Source organism: Prolixibacter bellariivorans ATCC BAA-1284, from assembly GCF_000621705.1.
GTDB lineage: Bacteria > Bacteroidota > Bacteroidia > Bacteroidales > Prolixibacteraceae > Prolixibacter > Prolixibacter bellariivorans.
The window spans coordinates 39,883-58,887 of sequence record NZ_JHXO01000012.1 but is presented as its reverse complement, the minus strand read 5'-3'; the positions used below and the strand labels follow the sequence as shown (position 1 = coordinate 58,887).

The 19,005-nt window shown below is 45.4% G+C and carries 14 protein-coding genes; 9 read left to right on the top strand and 5 right to left on the bottom strand.

The features are described 5' to 3' along the window. Positions 1–14: 14 nt before the first annotated feature. Together T426_RS0116615 and T426_RS25940 are read right to left on the bottom strand one after the other, a co-directional pair. Entirely contained in the window at positions 15–863 is an 849-nt protein-coding gene (locus tag T426_RS0116615; protein ID WP_025866221.1) for a metallophosphoesterase family protein, read from the bottom strand. Then, the gene (locus T426_RS25940; RefSeq protein ID WP_025866222.1) at positions 842–1,585 is read right to left on the bottom strand and encodes a hypothetical protein; all 744 of its coding nucleotides are present in this window, start codon (positions 1,583–1,585) and stop codon (positions 842–844) included. The genes T426_RS0116615 and T426_RS25940 overlap by 22 nt, the downstream gene beginning before the upstream one ends. 356 nt (positions 1,586–1,941) lie before the next feature. Between T426_RS25940 and T426_RS0116600 the strand changes: the two genes are divergently transcribed. Next, a complete protein-coding gene (locus tag T426_RS0116600; protein WP_027585988.1) occupies positions 1,942–2,217 on the top strand; it encodes an ATP-binding cassette domain-containing protein in 276 nt (91 codons plus the stop codon). Positions 2,218–2,355: 138 nt separating this feature from the next. Here T426_RS0116600 and T426_RS24080 read toward each other — a convergent pair whose 3' ends face one another. Next, positions 2,356–3,315, bottom strand: a complete 960-nt coding sequence (locus T426_RS24080) for a family 43 glycosylhydrolase (RefSeq protein WP_025866224.1) — start codon at positions 3,313–3,315, stop codon at positions 2,356–2,358. A gap of 334 nt (positions 3,316–3,649) precedes the next feature. Here T426_RS24080 and T426_RS0116590 point away from each other — a divergent pair, with 334 nt between their 5' ends. Both T426_RS0116590 and T426_RS0116585 read left to right on the top strand, forming a co-directional pair. Beyond that, positions 3,650–4,588, top strand: a complete 939-nt coding sequence (locus T426_RS0116590) for an ABC transporter ATP-binding protein (RefSeq protein WP_025866225.1) — start codon at positions 3,650–3,652, stop codon at positions 4,586–4,588. After that, positions 4,581–5,705, top strand: coding sequence for an ABC transporter permease (locus T426_RS0116585; RefSeq protein WP_025866226.1), 1,125 nt, complete (start codon positions 4,581–4,583; stop codon positions 5,703–5,705). Before T426_RS0116590 ends, T426_RS0116585 begins: the two co-directional genes overlap by 8 nt. Before the next feature lie 179 nt (positions 5,706–5,884). Here the strand turns inward: T426_RS0116585 and T426_RS25935 are convergent, their stop codons facing one another. Both T426_RS25935 and T426_RS0116575 read right to left on the bottom strand, forming a co-directional pair. Further along, positions 5,885–6,049 (bottom strand): hypothetical protein, encoded by a 165-nt coding sequence (locus T426_RS25935; RefSeq protein ID WP_169737693.1) that lies wholly within the window; start codon positions 6,047–6,049, stop codon positions 5,885–5,887. A gap of 26 nt (positions 6,050–6,075) precedes the next feature. Then, a complete protein-coding gene (locus tag T426_RS0116575; RefSeq protein WP_027585986.1) occupies positions 6,076–7,533 on the bottom strand; it encodes an NAD(P)/FAD-dependent oxidoreductase in 1,458 nt (485 codons plus the stop codon). Positions 7,534–7,865: 332 nt separating this feature from the next. Between T426_RS0116575 and T426_RS0116570 the strand changes: the two genes are divergently transcribed. From T426_RS0116570 to T426_RS0116545, 6 genes are all read left to right on the top strand, one after another. Then, positions 7,866–9,356, top strand: a complete 1,491-nt coding sequence (locus T426_RS0116570; RefSeq protein ID WP_025866227.1) for an aminotransferase class V-fold PLP-dependent enzyme — start codon at positions 7,866–7,868, stop codon at positions 9,354–9,356. Positions 9,357–9,509: 153 nt separating this feature from the next. Continuing rightward, positions 9,510–10,079 (top strand): RNA polymerase sigma-70 factor, encoded by a 570-nt coding sequence (locus T426_RS24075; RefSeq protein WP_025866228.1) that lies wholly within the window; start codon positions 9,510–9,512, stop codon positions 10,077–10,079. A gap of 169 nt (positions 10,080–10,248) precedes the next feature. After that, entirely contained in the window at positions 10,249–11,247 is a 999-nt protein-coding gene (locus T426_RS25260) for a FecR family protein (RefSeq protein ID WP_025866229.1), read from the top strand. A gap of 233 nt (positions 11,248–11,480) precedes the next feature. Then, on the top strand, positions 11,481–14,816 hold the full coding sequence (locus tag T426_RS0116555; RefSeq protein WP_036985491.1) for a TonB-dependent receptor: 3,336 nt from the start codon (positions 11,481–11,483) through the stop codon (positions 14,814–14,816). Positions 14,817–14,840: 24 nt separating this feature from the next. Beyond that, positions 14,841–16,406 carry a RagB/SusD family nutrient uptake outer membrane protein gene (locus tag T426_RS0116550; protein ID WP_025865701.1) on the top strand — a complete coding sequence of 522 codons (1,566 nt, stop codon included), beginning with the start codon at positions 14,841–14,843 and terminating at the stop codon, positions 16,404–16,406. A 278-nt stretch (positions 16,407–16,684) separates the two neighbouring features. Beyond that, positions 16,685–19,003 (top strand): GH92 family glycosyl hydrolase, encoded by a 2,319-nt coding sequence (locus T426_RS0116545; RefSeq protein ID WP_027585983.1) that lies wholly within the window; start codon positions 16,685–16,687, stop codon positions 19,001–19,003. Positions 19,004–19,005 lie beyond the last annotated feature (2 nt).

The window sequence follows — 19,005 nt, the reverse complement described above, 5'->3', positions numbered from 1 at the left end:
TTTTGAGGGGAGTATTAGAACCGGACGAACTGGTAATCGGGTTTTGCCCCGCTGATATAGATTTTCAGATAGCCGGCATGGTTGCTTTCTTCGGACAGTGCATTGGTGATAATGTATGTTGTAGGGCCAAAAACAGCTGTGTTCCGGTTATGGTCGTGTCCGTTAACCACCATGTTCACATTATGGCGCAGAAACAAATCGAGCAAAACCTTTACCTCCTGTACAAACGGATTGGTGCTTAGTGTGGGGCGAAACCGCAGCAAATTAACGTGCGAAAAGACCACACAATGGCGATATCGATTTCGATGTTGCTGAAGAATACTTTTTAACCAGGCTAACTGTTTATTGCCAATCGTTCCGCCGCCCGAGTCGAGGCAAATATACAGGTCGCTTGCGGTGGGCGTGTGTACCACAAATGTGTAGGTGGAAGTACCGAACAGGCCGCGAAAACTTTTCCAGCCATCGAAGTAGAGGTCGTGGTTTCCGGTAATGGGAAAGGTCGTCAAGGTGCCTGGAGCGGGGAGATGAGCTTCAAACGTTTGGTAATCCGATGCATGTCCTTCCGTGAGGTCACCCACCATCACGGCGGCAGCGGCATGCTCGTTTTCGGCATCGTGAAAGAAGGTGTCGAGGTGATTGGTTTTTCCCACATGCGAATCGGCCATAACATACAGTACGTAGTTTTCGCCGGGCACATTTATTTCGCGTGATGCATGTGTTTGGTTCCATTCCATCGATTGGTCAAAGCGCTGGTCAACCGTTTCGTATGCAGAATACACTCCCCGCAAATCGATGCTGTCACAGGCCGGCGAAAGCAGTGCAGACAGTATGACCGTAATTGTTATGATTTGTCGAGTTTCCATTGTATACCTGTTCTGAAATAATAACCGAAATAGTTGGTGCTGATGTTGAAAACACCCGCGCTCTCGTACCAGGATTCGAAGTATAAAAGAAGCCTGGGTTGAATCCGGTACAACCCTTGCAGGTTGAATATGGGATTGGTTGGCTGGTTGACCAGGAAATGATCGGTATTGGTGACGGAAAGTGCCAGGTTCCATTGATTGGGATATGGTTTCAGATAGGCACTAATCCGGTAAATGAGGTTGAAATTTTCGTGCAACTTGCTGTTCGTCTTATCCACCTGATAATCGTTGCGCGCGTTGGAATTGATGGCATAAGTGCGGAAGTTGATGCCGGTTTCGAACAGGAAGTGGGGGAGTTTCCGGGTATTGAGTTTTGCCCCCCAATCGGTTTCGTGCATCAGCTCAGAAAAGCGGTTCAGGATGTAATAACCCTTGATTTCGATTGGGAAGGTTTTGATTTGAAGGAGGCGGGATGCCGAAAGATGCAGCCCGCTAAACACATGAGCGGTATTTCCTTTGATGTCGAACTGCGTAGCCGCTGCCAGTATGAATCTGTTGAAACCATAGTCTACCTGGCAGGCGTTTTTAATGAAGGTGCCTTCCGAAACGTTGTTTTCGCCTATATCGATATAGGTTTGAACCGTTGCCTGTGCCCGGGAAGTGGTAAACATCCCGGTTAGTGCAAGCACCAAAATCAGTTTATGGGCAGTAGATGACTTCATATTTCAGAAATTTCGATCACGACAGGCTCTTCTGTTGTAACCAGAACCCGTATTGGGTAAGAGATGGCTTCAAGTGAAAGGGGACGAACCGGCAAAGGCGGCGGGTATCCCTCCATGGAAATGGTGCCAAATGAAAAGTTTCGGATACGGGGGAGGTCGGTTCATCGTTCGTTAGGTTTTAAAATGATTTTATAAGTTAGTGATTCCTATGTTTATATAACGAAAAATCATGGAAAAGATTTTCTGTGGCGGATATTAAATCTGATTTTATGGTTTTCGGATCTTTGGCCAAAAGAGGCAACCCGTATCTGATATTCAAATTTCCGTTAGCTTTATAGCACCGAAACGCTTTGCTTATGGAGAACACGCATACACCGGTGATTGAGGTGAAGGAGGTGCACAAATCCTTCAAGACGATTCATGCGGTGCAGGGACTGAACCTGACGATTGAAAAGGGACAGTTTGTGGCGCTGCTGGGACCGAATGGTGCCGGGAAAACCACGCTGGTGGAGATGATTGAAGGCATTCGTCATCCCGACAAGGGGGAAATCCGCATAATGGGGAAGACGTGGAAGCCCAGGTTATTTCAGCCCAATGGCAACGCCTTGGGGCAAGCGCGGAACCATTTGTAAAGCGGGTTCAATGCTACTGCCATGGATTTTGCACGTCATCTCAAGAGGGTGCCATTTTCGGACACCCTCTTAAGGATATACTTTTCTGATACAACCCCGGAGCGGCTTGAATAATTAGAACTCAAACGGACAGGCGCATTACCGGAAGGCAGCGACGCCCTGCGGGTGAATCTTTTTAATGTAACCGTCTTTATCGAAGTTCAGGCTGTCGATACACAGTTGCCTCAATACGTAATCCTTATCCTGCGGATGAATGCGGTGATACAGGATGTAGTATTGTCCGTTTGCTTTGAAAACGGTGTGGTGTCCGGGGCCGATTGTTTTCCCGTCGGGTGTGGTGGACAGGATGGGACTGTTTTTGCCTTCTTTCCACGGGCCGTATGGCGTTTTGCCAACCGAGTAGCGTACCTGATAAGTAGAGTCGATGGCTTTTCCGTGTGAGTACATCAGATAGTAAAGGCCGTTGCGTTTCAGCATGTAAGGTGCTTCGAAATAATGAGGCGGCGTCACATCGCGTGGCTCACCGTCAAACGTGACCATATCCTTTTTCAGTTTAGCGACAAAACAATGCCCGTTCACCCAGTTCAGCCCCGAGCCCCAGTATAAATAAGCCTGTCCGTCGTCGTCGACGAAACACTCAGCATCGATCATATGGTACTCCGGAAACCGGTTACTTTTGATTAACGGCGAGTTGTCGGCTTTGGCATTTTCCCAGGGGCCAAGTGGCGTGTTACTTACTCCCGCCCAGATTTCGCTGCCTACCGAAACATACATGTGATATTTACCGTCGGGGCCTTTAACAACGGAAGGAGCCCAAACCATCGAGTTTTTTGATGTCGGACTGGTGCAGGCTTCCTTGGTGGGCCAGTTGATGTGTTTGATTTGAAAATGTTTGAAGTCTTTCGTTTCCAGGACGCCCAGTTCTTTTCCACCCCAGGGGTCGATGGTTGCGTAGATATAATATGTGCTGTCTGCCTTTACAATGGTTGGGTCGGCGTAATATCCGTTGACAATGGGGTTGGTAATGAAACTTTTTGCTTTCTGTGCCTGGCACAGGGAGGTGATACTTAACAGGATAATTAGTAATGTGTATTTCATAATCGGTATTAACTAGTTGCTGGAGCTTTTTTTAGCAGTTTTACAGTAAAACGGAAAGATAAAAATCTTCAGTTAATTGAACCCCACTTGCGGGCAAATTTAGATGTTTTGTGCTATAATCGGTTTACCTATTGGGCGATTATTTTCCCTTGAAGTCCCTGTCCGGTGAACGTTGGGATTCCGGCCCGTGTTGGCAAAGCAAGGTTTTCTATCCTGTCGGGATGATATAATCGGTCGAAAATGGAAAGGGATTGCAACAACGTCAGATTAGTTATTTTTCACTGCTCATTGTTCCTGATTTCAATTAGTTTTACATCACCGAAACACTTTGCTTATGGAAAACACGCTTACACCGGTGATTGAGGTGAAGGAGGTGCACAAGTCCTTCAAGACGGTTCATGCGGTGCAGGGACTGAATCTGACGATTGGAAAAGGACAGTTTGTGGCGCTGCTTGGGCCGAATGGTGCCGGGAAAACCACGCTGGTGGAGATGATTGAAGGCATTCGTCATCCCGACAAGGGGGAAATCCGTATTATGGGGAAGACGTGGAAGCACCACGAGGATGAACTGCGCCACCTGATTGGCTTGTCGCTGCAGGAAACCCGTTTTACGGATAAACTTCGGGTGTACGAAACGCTACGGTTGTTTGCTAGTTTCTTTGGGCTGGGAAAGGAGCGGGTAGAGGAGATTATCGAACTGGTGGCGCTGGAAGAAAAGCGCAAAGCGTATGTGGTGAATCTATCAGGTGGTCAGCGGCAACGACTGGCACTGGGGATTTCGTTGCTGAATAAGCCGAAGGTATTGTTGTTGGATGAGCCGACCACGGGGCTTGACCCAAACGCCCGGCGCGAAATCTGGGCTATTCTGCGCAAGCTAAAAGAACAGGCCGAAACGTCGATGATTCTGACCACGCATTACATGGAGGAAGCCGAGCAGTTGTGCGATTATATCATTATTGTGGACCATGGGAAAATCCTGCGGGAAGGTACGCTGGAGCAACTGTTGAACGACGAGAAAGGAGAGAAGGTAATAGAATTTACGCTGAAGGATGCTCCGGAAACATTGCCCCGGACGAAAGGAGAAATCAGTGATATCCAATGGAACGGAACACAAGGGAGTGGCAAAGTAACGGTGCAGAACATGAATACGCAACTGCCCGAATTTATGGATTACCTGCAGCAGAACCGGCTTCATCTGCAGGATATGGAGTGCCGCCGTACCACGCTCGACGATTTATTCACCACGTTAACCGGAAGACATTTGCATGAATAACCGACTATCGAACCACCAGCTTTGGCAATTGATCATTTCATACTCAAGGGAGCTAATTCGCGAGCCCGGCGTGCTGTTTTGGGGTATTGTTTTTCCCATCCTGATGTCACTGGGACTGGGCATCGCCTTTACACAGAAAACGGATGTCGTGCGCAAAGTCGCGGTGATCGACGCATCAGGTGACGGTACGTCTGTCCAACATTTTTTGCTCACGGAAGCACAGCCTAATCCGGAAGTGGCAGCGGATTCGTTTCGGTACAGCTACACGATTCCTGATAAGCAGATGGGAAATACAACGTTTCTTTTCCGGGAAACCGACTGGAAAGAGGCGATGGTTTTGCTGAAACGCGGTCAGATAAATGTGATTTTGACGGAGCAAAACGGGAAGCCGGAATATCATTTCGATCCGCGCAACCCCGATGCCCAGCTGAGTTACATCAAGCTGTCGGGCGTCCTGAACGGGAAAGCGGTGAATACGCCGCAGGACAATGGCGAAATCAAACCGTTGACGCTGGCCGGCACCCGATACATCGATTTCCTGGTTCCCGGATTGATAGCGATGAACGCGATGATGTCGTGCATGTGGGGCATTAGCTATGGCATCATCGACCGGCGCTCGAAGAAGTTGCTGCGCCGTATGGTCGCTACCCCCATGAAGAAAACGAATTTTCTCATTGCCTTTATTACCGTGCGTTTTGTGATGAATTTCATCGAATCGGCGCTGTTGGTGCTGGTGACCTGGCTGGTTTTCGGAATTACCATTCAGGGAAGTATTGCCGGATTGCTGGCCATTTTTATGGCGGGAAACCTGGCTTTCGCCGGAATCGCCATCTTCGTGTCGTCACATACGGCCAACACCGAAATTGGCAATGGGCTCATTAACCTGGTGGTGATGCCGATGATGGTGGTATCAGGCATCTTTTTCAGTTACCACAATTTCCCGGATTGGAGTATACCGTTCATCCAAAAGCTACCGCTTACGATGTTGGCCGATGGCATTCGTGGTATTTTCAACGAAGGGTTGGGATTATCGGATATTGCTTTGCCTTTTGTGATTTTATCGGCCATTGGGGTTTTCTTTTTCTCGCTCGGGTTGCGGTTTTTTAAGTGGCACTGAACGGGTTTCAGGTTGAAGAGTTACAGGTTGCGCTTAAAGGTTGTTGTAACTGACATTGTTTCTGTCGTTTCTGTCGTTACTATTGTTAGTGTTGTTGAGGAAAGTTTTTGAGTTGCGCTCCCTATCAGAACATCGTAAAAAAGGCTGCCCGGGATAGCAGACAGCCTTTCAAATCCAACTTAAGAGTGTCCTCCGGCTACGATGCGGAGGATTTTGATGTTCAGTACCACCCAGCGGTACATTTGCCAGGGGATAAAGGCCCGCCAGAATCGGGTTGCCCGTGTGGGAACCGGCGGATAGGATTCCTGCGAGTAAGCGATGGTTTTATTGATGTGTTCTTCCATATCTATTGATTTTTATGTTTCTATTTTTATTCGGGTAGCAGCCACCAGAAAGGATAACCTTTGGCTTTGTGCAGGAACATGTAGTGCATGAACCATTTTAGCCAGTGTCCGGCCAGTCCGGCCTCACCGATGGTGTAGGAAATGTCGCGGCCAAACTCAGGATACTTCTCCCAGTCCTGCACAATAGGATAAACGGTCATGGTCGCAGCGGCACCGTTCATCATACCGTATCCGGCTGATACGATACAGGCAGCGCCCATTTTCGCCATGGAGGCTTTGTGCTTCATCAGCGGTTTTCCGGTTTTCACCCAATCGGCAATGTTTTGAGCAATTACTTTTCCGGTAACACCGGAAGGCATTCCGGTGCGCGGCGGAGCGGGAAAAGCTTTCATTCCGTTTGCAGTGGTCATCGGTTTGGAGATGGCGTGTGGCGGAGCGAAGGCGATTCCGGCAGCAAAAATGTTTCCGTAATCCGGATTCTGATAGGTTGAGGGCCAGTCTTCGGCCGACCATTGCTCGAATGGTTTGGGCGTGTAATCGGCATCGACCTTCATGAAGCCGTTCGGGGCAAATATTTTGTCGGTCATGTCGCTGCCGTCTTTGGCAAACGCCTTAATCCCGTGTCCGGTAAAGGAGGGAATCAACATGGCAAAATCGAAGGTTTCTTCACCGGCTGTGCCGTCGAGTGTTTCGAAGTGCACTTTCCCTTCTTCGATTTTGGTCACGCCGGCCCGTTTGATCCAGCTGATGTTGCGTTCGCGCAGGAACGATTCGGCCAATGTACGGGTTTGTGTAATGTAACCACCCCGTTTGATGTAGGCGCCGCCCATTCCGAAGTCACCCAACTCAAATTCGTTGGTAATCCATTTGATTTCGGCCATGTGCGAGAGTTTCCGTTTCTTGATTTCGAAGGCCACATTGAGAATGTACTCAAACGCCGCTCCCTGGCAGGTCGACATTGGGTGTCCCACGCCGATAAGAATTTTCTGTTTCTCACCGTTTTCCATTTTAGTGATGCAGCCCTGCAACTTTTCCCATGCTTGCGCCGCATGGCCATAAGTACAAACCGACTCGGTGAATTTATCCGGTCCGAGGCCTTCGGTGCCGGCAAAGTTCAGTTTCGGGCCCGTAGCATTCACCAGAAAATCATAATCTACTTTTTCCGTTTGACCAACACGATCCTGTCCGGTGTATTCGATGGTCACAAATCCTTTACTAAGCTCGTTATCACCTTCCGGATGAATGGAGACGGCTTTGGCTTGTTTGAAAATGATACCCGCTTTTTGGTAGCGTTTATCCAGCCTGAAGCGAATCTGGTCGACCGTCATCCGGCCAACGCCTACCCAAATATTGGAAGGAATCCAATGGTAATAGGTGTTTGGCGTTACCACCACCACCTCATGTTTTTTTCCCAATTTCTTTTTCAGGAGGGTAGACGCAGTATGCCCTGATATACCGGCACCCAGCACGACAATTTTTGCCATAATCAATTGGTTTTATTGGTTAATTGTTTTTTCAACGGATGTGCATTGGCGTGATCCTCTCCTCTGTTGTCGTTTCTGCGAAAGCCAAAACCCTTTTAAAACTACAACAAAAATCTGTGATTCGCCTGCTTTTCAGGTGAGTATTTGGGTTGTGGCAGTCTGAAATATTAAGGATTGGGAACGGGATCTTCTTCCAACGAAATAATCAAATTACATGTAGTGAATAATAGCCGGAATACATTTATTTCCTCTTCCCCGATTGGAAAACATTCTAAAAGTCATTTCCATAATCCGGTTATTTTTCCATCTTTAGCACGTTCCAAAAACTGACTATGACGACTACATTGACACAAACGACGACTGAACTTGAAAAATACTTTGAATCGTTTCGCAAGAATATACTGGGTATAGACCATACGTTTGAATCTCCTTACGGTGAACAGCCGCTGGTATATGCCGATTGGATCGCCAGTGGCAGGCTTTACCGGCCCATCGAAGAGAAACTGCAGCGACAGTTCGGCCCCATGGTGGGAAACACCCATTCCGAAGCATCGGAAACAGGTTGCACCATGACGCAGGCATACCATCTGGCTCATTCCATCATTAAGAAGCATGTGCATGCCAATGCCGATGATGTAATTCTTACCACCGGATTTGGAATGACGTCCGGGCTCGCTAAACTGCAGCGTATCCTGGGACTGAAAATTCCTGAAAAACTGATGAAATTCTGCAATATTCCCCGGGAGGAAAGGCCGGTTGTTTTTCTCACTCACATGGAGCATCATTCCAATCAAACTCCCTGGCTGGAGTCGTTGGCCGATGTGGTGGTGCTGGAACCGGATGAGAACCTGATGGTGAATCCGCAATATCTGAGGACTGAAATACAAAAATATGCCGACCGGAAGGTGAAGATTGGTTCTTTCTCGGCTTGCTCCAACGTAAGCGGTGTGATTACCCCTTTTTATGAACTGGCGCAAATTATGCACGAGCACGATGGTTATTGCTTTGTCGATTTCGCCGCTTCGGCACCTTATGTGGATATCGACATGCATCCGGAAAATGAACTGCAACGTCTGGATGCTATCTTCTTTTCTCCGCACAAGTTTTTGGGTGGTCCCGGAAGTTCCGGAGTGCTTATCTTCAATAAGAATTTGTATAAAAACCGTATCCCCGATCATCCGGGTGGTGGTACCGTAAAATGGACCAATCCCTGGGGCGAACATACCTACATAGATGATATCGAAATTCGCGAAGACGGCGGTACTCCGGGATTTATGCAGGCTATCAGGGCGGCTATGTGCATTAAGCTGAAGGAGCAGATGGACGTGAAGAAAATACAGGCCCGCGAAAAAGAGTTGTTGAAAAGAGCTTTCAAGGGCTTTAGCAAGATTGATGGAGTATTCGTACTGGCGCAGGAAGCCCGGGAACGTCTGGGAGTAATTTCTTTCTATGTGGAGGGAATCCATCATAACATGGTGGTTCGTTTGCTGAATGACCGGTTTGGTGTCCAGGTACGCGGTGGTTGTTCTTGTGCCGGAACTTATGGACATTATCTGCTGCATGTGGATCGGGAAATGTCACATCGAATTACACAAAAAATCAATAGCGGAGATCTGTCCGAGAAACCGGGATGGGTGCGTTTATCGTTGCATCCTACCATGACCAATGCTGAGCTTGATTACATCATGGATTCGCTGGAAAAAGTGGTCGCTAGTGCGCATCACTGGAAAGAAGATTACGTGTATAACCGGCACACCGGAGAATTCGATCATAAAGACGGAAATGGGAAATGTGATATGATATCGCAGTGGTTTGAACTGTAGTGTTCGCCTGACATAATCTAAAGCTCTTTATAAATCATTGTGCTTTGACTGTCTTACATTTGATTTAAAATGTTATTTGAATTTTAGCAATAATTGTTAAGTTTACTCGCCATGATTTAACGGCATTGGACATTTTGACCTACTGAACTGGAAATGGCGAGTGAATTAAAAACCGTTAGCAACGAGGAGTTTCGGTCAATCTTTGACCAATATTATCCTATGCTTTTTCATCTGGGGAAAGAATATCTGCAGGATGAAGATGAAGCCAAGGAAGTTGCCCAAAATGCCTTTGTTAAACTCTGGGAGATTCGTGAATCCCTTTCGAGCGAGTCCAATATTCGTAACTTTCTTTATACCATTGCCAAGAATAACTGTCTGAACTGTATAAAGCGCAGAGAAGTACTTGCAGTGCATCACGACCGACTGAAATACCTGGAGATGCATTTCAATTACGAAGCGCTCGACCGGATGGCTCCTAATTATCTTGAGTTTTCCGAATTAAAGGAAAAGATTGAAGAGGCAATTTCCAACCTTTCGGAAAATTGTCGTCGGGTTTTTTACATGAGCCGGTTTGAAGATAAATCCAATAAAGAAATCGCTGAAGAACTAGATGTTACGGTGAAAACCGTCGAAGCACATATGACAAAAGCTTTGAAGTACCTTCGAAAAGAATTGAAAGACTACCTTCCTGTTTTATTGATGATTACCAATTTCCTGAATTAATTCTGAAAAAAAAATCTGAAAACGTAGTTAGGGTTGTCCCTTGCTTAATTGTTTAATAGTTAAAGAATGTGAAATTATTTATTCTTAAGAAGGGATTCAATCAGAATCGGAAAGAATAGAGGCTCATTTCAAAAAGGAATATTGAACTGAAAGAATAAGAAGATAGTTGATGTCAGACGAATTATTATCAAAGATACTGTCGGGAACGGCGAGCGAGGAGGAGAAAAGAGCCTATTACGAAAAGGTGGCTAAGGATGAGTCCTTTCAGGAGGAGTTTTATCAGACCAAAAGTTTATGGGTGAGAGCTACTGCAGACAGAAAAGATTCAAACATTAACCTGGATGAAGAATATAGAAGTCTTAGGGATAAGGTTAATGGTGTGCCGAAAGCAGGAATACGGAATCTGACCCGGATTTGGATTGGTCGTGCAGCGATGATTGTCGTATTATTTTCTGTAGGATGGTTGGCTCATCAGCTTTTGTTGCCAAAACCACAGATGGATTTTACTCAGAAGTTTGCCTCATCGATTGGCAGTATTTCGCAGATGACACTGCCGGATGGAACACAGATTTGGCTGAATTCCGGTAGTGAAGTGGTTTATCACGAAAATTCGACAGAGAGGAGTGTTCAACTTGTGGGGGAAGCTTGTTTTGACGTAGCCCATGACGAAAAACATCCGTTTTATGTTCGAACTGGCAATATGATTGTCCGTGATTTAGGTACCCGTTTTAATGTGCGTGCCTATCCTGATGACGATGTCACTGAAACAACGCTTATTGAGGGGAGCGCTGAAATTCTTTCGGTAAATATGCAGCGAGTTTGTGAATTGAAACCTGGTCATTTGGCTGTTTATGACAAAGAAAAGAAGCAGATGTCACTTCAGGAAATCGATCCGTCAACCATCGTAGCTTGGATGGATGGTAAGTTTGTTTTCCGGAATGAAAAGTTGGTTGATATTTGCGATGAACTCGGAAAATGGTATGGCGTTCGTTTCCGTTTTGGTGATGATGTCATTGAGGACTACCGGTATACTGCCAATATTAAGCGGACCACTTCCATTTCCTATGTTTTGAAAATGCTGAATATCACAACGCATTTGAATTACAGCATCAAGGAAAATAAAATGGAACCTGACATTATTACGATATCGACAGAAAAGAAAAATTAACTAAACAAGAATATTAAATGATTGCCTATGCACTAACTATCAACTAAATCAAAAAAAAACCGGGAGGGTGGCCCCCTTCCCGGTTCATGTGAATTTAATATCCCGAGCAATCTCCATATCAGAGAATCGCAAATGAGATTGCTCTATTGTAAACCAAACAGTTCAAATCTATGAAGAATTTTCGAAGATTCCCGGGCAATTTGCGCCCCGGGGTAAAAAAATTGTACCTAACCATGAAACTAACTGGATTCCTGTTGTTCCTGTCTGCAATGACGTTATCGGCGAAGACATACTCACAGGCTGTTCGTTTAAATCTTCAGGTTGAAAATGCAAACATCGTTCAGGTTTTCGATCAAATAGAAAAGATTTCTGAATTTGGCTTTTTCTTTAAATCCGACCAGATGGACCTGACGAAGCGTTATAACTTATCGATAGAAAATGCCAGCATCGACCAGATTCTTTCCCAGGTACTGGATTTATCGAAATACAAATATCAAATCGTTGATCGCAATATTGTGATTTCCAAAAGAGCTGTAGAAACAGCACAAAGCGGACAACAAGATAAGCACAATGTAAACGGTACGGTGACGGATGAAGACGGGGTTCCGCTTCCAGGCGTAACCATTGTTATTAAAGGAACGACGTCGGGTACGATTACCGATACTAACGGAAATTATACGATATCCGATGTCAGTGATTCTAATGTACTGGTATTTTCTTTTATCGGAATGGTTGCCCAGGACGTGAGTGTTCAGGCACGGCAAACTATTGATGTTACCATGAAGAGAGAGACATACGGAATTCAGGAAGTGGTAGCGATTGGATACGGTACCATGCGTAAGCAGGATGTAACCGGTTCTATTTCCCAGGCAAAAGGTGAGGAGTTGGTACAAGACCAAAGTTTCAGCGCATTGGATAATTTGAGAGGTAAAGTTTCCGGTGTCAATATTTTCTCCAACTCAGGTCAGCCCGGAGCTTATTCAAGTCGTGTTGTTATCAGGGGGGTATCTACCATTAATTCTTCATCTTCTCCGTTATATGTAGTCGATGGTGTTGTGATGGAGGATTTTGGTTTGATCAACCCGAATGATATCGAGAGTATTGAAGTGTTGAAGGATGCTTCCTCTGCTGCTATTTACGGAGCTCGTGGTGCTAACGGTGTTATTCTCGTTACGACGAAACGTGGTAAAGAGCATGGAAAGGGAACTACCATAAGCTATCAGGGCTCAGCCAGTGTGAGTACCATGGCCCGTTATATGGATGTGTTGAATGCACAGGAATGGACCGACGCTTTTATGATAGGACTCGAAAATGAAAACAAATACATGGATTACAATTGGTCGCTTGACAGGACAGATTGGTTTACCGATCCGAACTATTTTGACGCCCAGGGTAATCCCTTGTATGATACGAATTGGCAGAAAGAAGCTACCCGGACCGCTTTTTCTCAAAATCATCAGCTGAATATTCAACAAGCCGGTGAGAAGTCTTCGGCTGGTGCTTTCCTGAATTATACCGATCAGCAAGGTATCGTTAATAATACTTACAGCAAACGTATCAATGCTAAATTGGCGTTTGATGGAGATCCGACGAAATGGTTATCGACTTCCCTTAATTTATCGGTTAACCATACATGGGGACGTTATACTCCGGAAACGGGAGGAGGTCAGGAAGCCCGTCGTACAATGATTGAGATGTTACCCTGGTTACCCGTGAGAGATGCTAACGGTGTTTATACCACTTCCGCCAGCTCATCCATGTCGGACACCTTTGGATTCGAAGGGATGTCAAACCCAGTAATGATACTCGATTTGCAAAGACGGATGAGATATAATACTCAGATTTTTGGAAATACAGCTTTAACCTTCCATTTGATGGACGGTCTTGATCTGAAAACTCAGTTTGGTATCGACAGTCACACTTTGACAAGCAAAGGTTATTCTTCCATTTCATTGAATAATATATCCATGCCGAACGGTTGGGCATATATCAATCATACTAATACATTTTACTGGCAGGAAGAAACTTACTTAACCTATCAGAAAGTATTGGGCGTGCACCGTTTGAATGCAATGGCCGGACTATCCTGGCAGGAAAGAACCTATAACTGGGATGAATCGAGAACCGAAGGATTTAGTGATGACTTTTTCCGATGGTATAACATGGAGGTAGGTACAACTCCTTCGGCACCGAAATCAGATTATAATGCATGGTCAATGAATTCTTACTTCCTGCGTTTGGCCTATACCTATAACGACAAGTATTCGGCAACAGTGACTGGTCGTTACGATGGCTCTTCCAAATTCGGAAAGAACAATAAGTATGCGTTCTTCCCATCGGCCGGTTTAGCCTGGATTGTATCGCAGGAAGACTTTTTAAAGGACAATGCAACCATCAGCACGTTAAAGCTTCACACAAGTTATGGTTTTACCGGTAACTCCGAAATTGATTCATATAAATCACTTGCATCGATTAGCTCCGGTACCTATCTGCTCAATGGTTCCCGGGCGCCCTATTCTTATATCAACTCGATGGCAAATCCCGATTTGAAATGGGAAAAAACAGCACAGTGGGATATGGGCTTCAACCTGGGGTTGTTTAGAAATAAGCTGAACTTCGATATTTCTTACTATCACAAGAAAACAACCGATTTGTTGCTTGACACTCCTTTACCCACTTCTTCAGGTTTTAGTTCTATTTACAAGAATATTGGGTCTGTACAAAACCAGGGACTTGATATTTTGGTTGACGCTACGCCTGTTCGTAGCGGAGATTTTCAGTGGAATGTAACACTGAACCTGAACTACAATAAAAACAAGATTCTTCATCTTGGCGAAAACGATGAGGATATCGAGCTGAACTATTGGGTTGGTGGTTCCGAAAGTATTTTGCGGGTCGGTGAAAACCTGAGTAGCTTCTATGGTTACCGCAGGTTAGGCGTTTACACCATTGAAGATTATGAAGCCGGTAACTGCGATAAGAACCAGATTGGTCGGGCTAAGCGGACTAATGAGAAAGAGATCATCGGTAAAGGAATGCCTGATTGGACCGGTAGTCTCATTAACAATTTCAGGTACAAGAATCTTGATTTAACGGTTGATCTGCAATTTGTTTGGGGAGTAGAAACGATGCAGCAATTTTACCACCCAACCTACGACCGTTTTGGTATCACCAACGGCTTGACAAATATTCTGTATGATGCTTACAACGGAACAAACCCCAATACGATGGAACAAGCCATCTATTTGACGAATTCCGGCCACGCCGGACAGAATACAACGGTGGATTCCGGTTGGATTGCCGATGGTTCTTATTTAAGAGGTAATCTGATACAGCTGGGGTATACCTTTTCCGATACACAATGCAGAGCCATTGGTCTTTCAAAGCTACGTTTATATGCGAGCGTAAACAATGCGTTTTTGATCTGTTCCAGTAAATACAACGGTTTCGACCCGGAATCAACCTCTCACCAGGGTACCGGATTGTCGGATAAGTTCGGACAGAACATGACATTTTACGCATATCCAAGAGCCAGAACATGGACAATGGGACTAAACGTAACATTCTAATTAAAATCCAAAATGAAGACTACTATGAAAAAGATATTAATATGCTTATCAGTCAGCCTTCTGTTTATGACCTCGTGTAATGACTTTCTGGATGAAAGTCCGAAGTCATCTTTGACAGAGGTTGATTATTATAAAACAGAAGCTCAGGCAACGGCAAACGTAAACTACTTATATTGGAACGGTGCACCGAGGCGTATATCCTATGCTTCCAGCGCATATATCGGCTCAAAAGCTTCCATCACGGGGATGTTGACCGGTTATTTCAGTAATAGCTACGAAGGACAGGAAGTGGTGTGTAAATATTCTCGTCTGTTGACTCGTCAGCAGCACACGAATGAAATATCAGATACTTCAGATGATATCTGGGATAACTGTTATAAAGCGATTAACGTGGCCAACAATGCGATAGTAAGCATTCCCAATATCAGTATGGATTCAGGTATCGCTGCACAGCTGACTGCGGAAGCTAAGTTTTTCAGGGCATTCAATTACTTCTACCTGATAAAAACATTCGGCGATGTTCCGTTGCTGTTGGAACCTGCGAACCTGGAGAATCTGTATCCGGAAAGAACGGCATCTGCCCAGGTTTATACGCAGATTGAGTCTGATCTGAAAGCTGCTATTGATGCTCTGCCTGCAAAAACATTTGCTGCTAACGGGCACCGAATTACGAAGTATGTAGCAGCCATGGTTCTTACCGATGTGTATTTCCATCGGGGTGATTATGCCAATGCGAAGACTTATGCAAAAATGGTCATCGATTCACCTCATTCACTCACTGCGAATACTGATATGTCGGGCAGCAGTGCGTACAATCAACTGCGCTCTACCGACGATTTGGATGAAGTTATTTATGCACAGGAGTACGATGAAAGCATCAGCAATAGTAGCTGGTGGCCAACGTATGCCTTTTCATCTTCGGCGACAGCCGTATTCGGAACCTATTCGATTTTTGAGCGGGTATATGGTCCGATTGATCAATTCCTGAATGTATATCCGGCTAATGATCTTCGTATCCAGCCTAACCAGTTCTTTCACTGGAATTATACCAACCCGAATAACGGTAAAACCTGGACGGCTCCGGCAGGACAGGCTGGATGCTGGTATTATTACGACGAAAATGCCGTGTTGAATACCGGTAAGGGAACCAAGGACTGGAATTTTTATCGTTTGGCTGAAGCCTATCTGGATTATGCTGAGTCAATTGCTCAGACGGACGGTGTGACGGATGAAGCTGCTACCTACCTGGCCAAAATACAGGTACGGGCTAACATGAACGGTGACACCGAGGACCAGATCAAAGCTGGTTTGCTGGCCTTGTCAAAGCAGGAGTTCATCGAAACCTGCTGGACAGAGAGAATCCGCGAATTCCCGTTGGAATTCAAAATCTGGGACGACTGTGTCCGTACGATGAAGTTCCCGGTTATCTCGGCAACCACTCCAGGTGAAGTAACTTATATCGACCTGATTGGTGCGCAGAACGCAGCAGGAGCCACGTTTAAAGAAACCGATCTGGTATTCCCGATTTCATTGAACGAATTGCAGCGTAACCCGAATTTGACTCAAAATGCAGGTTATGCAAGCAAATAATTGAATACAGTAAGTAAAAAGAGGATCATACCCCATTTTAGGGGATGGTCCTCTTATATTTAAGCTGAAGTTGTGTGTGGTATTATTTCTTTTCTAACTATAGTTTGATATCCTTACCCGGGATAGTAAGGAATAAAGCTGTATCGCATTTCAGGTATTTACGTATCAGAAAACGGGCGACTTGAAGAATGAGTTTTCAGCGGGTTGCCAGAAAGAATCTGCACACTTAAAATCATCCTATGATTAGAAAACGGTTCATGAAACACTCTCCAATGCACATGAGAAAAATCCATTTATTTCTATCAATTGGAATTCTGCTTTTTATTGGACAGAGCTTTAGCTTTGCCTCATTTCCACCAACATCAACAAAAAAATATACACGGTACGTCAATCCATTTATAGGAACAGGCTCTGTTGATAGCTTAAGCCTTTCGGGAAGTAATTTTCCTGGCGCCTGCGCTCCTTTCGGATTGGTGCAGCTTAGCCCTGATACACGCGAATATCCCGACGATCCCTGCAGTGGCTACGATTACAACGACAAAACCATCGTTGGTTTTAGCCATACGCATTTGAGTGGAACCGGTTGCCCCGATCTTTACGACTTCTTGTTCATGCCTTATGGTGGCGACATTCAATGGCAATGTGGAAGTGATGACGGCAAGACAAAAGGATTTCGTTCGGCATTTCGACACGAGACTGAAAAAGCGTATCCAGGTTACTACAGCGTTGTTCTCGATGACTATCATATTAAGGCAGAACTGACCGCTACCGAGCATTGTGGAATGCATCGCTACACTTTTGCCAATACGTCTCCGGTTCACCTGATGATTGACCTTGATCATTCGCTGGTTCGCAACAGTCCTTATCGCCATTGCAAAATCATCGAAGCCCAGGCCCGCGTTGTCGATTCAAAAACCATCGAAGGCTACCGTATTATTTCAGGCTGGGCTCCGCTTCGGAAAGTGTATTTCCGGGCCGAATTTTCCCGTCCGTTCGATTCGCACGCTTTTAAAGCCGGAAGGAATATCTTTGAGAATATTCCGGTAGCCAATAGTTCCAATTTGAAGTTGGTCCTGAATTTCGATAAGGATAATTCACAACCATTATTGGTGAAAGTCGGACTTTCGTCAGTATCAGCCGAAGGTGCCCGTGAGAATCTGAAAGCTGAGATAAAAGATTTCAATTTTGACGGGATTGTTGAGCAAACCAACGAAACCTGGAATAAGGAACTTTCGTGTGTTGACGTAGAGGGGACGCCAAAACAGAGACGTATTTTCTACACGGGGTTGTACCATTTGTTTATTCAGCCCAATAATATAGCCGATGTTTCGGGTGATTATCTGGCAACTGACAACACTATCCGGCATGCGCCTGATGGAACGCACTACAGCACGTTCTCATTGTGGGACACCTACCGTGCCGCTCATCCGTTTTACACGCTGGTGCAGCAGAAACGAACGGCAGCATTTATTAATTCGATGCTGCGCCAGTACGAGACGTATGGCTATTTGCCTATCTGGCAATTGTGGGGACAAGAGAATTACTGCATGATTGGTAACCACGCCATTCCGGTTATTGTCGATGCATTCTTTAAGGGAATTCCCGGAGTTGATTACCAGAAAGCTTATGAAGCTGTGAAAGCGTCATCGACGACCTCGCACCGGAATTCGCCGTTCAACATACTGGATAGGTACGGTTATTTCCCGGAAGATTTGCAGACCCAATCGGTTTCCTTGACGCTTGAAATTGCTTATGATGACTGGTGTGTGGCGCAAATGGCAAAGAAACTTGGGCACCAAGACGACTATGAGTTTTTCCTGAATCGTTCCAACGATTACAAAAATCTGTTCGATAAATCCATTGGATTTTTTCGGGCAAAAGACAGCAACGGCAATTGGATTGAACCATTTAATCCATTGAAATATGGTGGCAATGGTGGTTTTCCGTTCACCGAAGGAAATGCCTGGCAATATCTGTGGTATGTGCCGCAGGATGTGTATTCGTTTATAGACATGATGGGAGGCGACAAAAAGTTTGTTGACAAGCTCGATACTTTTTTTACCCTCAATGCCAAACCGGGAGATGTCAACGGCAATGCTTCGGGCTTTATCGGGCAGTATGCTCACGGAAATGAGCCCAGTCACCACATTGTTTATCTGTACGATTTTGCCGGTGAACCCTGGAAGGCTCAGTTTTACAGTGCTAAAATTCAGAACGAATTATACACTGATCAACAGTCGGGCTATTCCGGTAACGAGGATTGCGGTCAGATGTCGGCCTGGTACCTGTTCGGTTCAATGGGCTTTTATCCGGTCAATCCAGCCAACAGCGTATTCTGTTTCGGTTCGCCACAGCTTACTAAAGCCACTATCAATTTGGCTAACGGGAAGCAGTTTACCGTCACGACTAAAAATGCGGGAGGAAAGAACATTTATATCCAGTCTGTCCGGTTGAACGGAAGACCATATACCCATTCCTATATTACTTATCAGGATATTATCTCAGGTGGTCAGTTGGAGTTTGTGATGGGGAAACGGCCGAATAAGGAATTTGGAACGGCCCCGAAAGACCGCCCCGTTTCTGTTTTAAGCTATTAAAA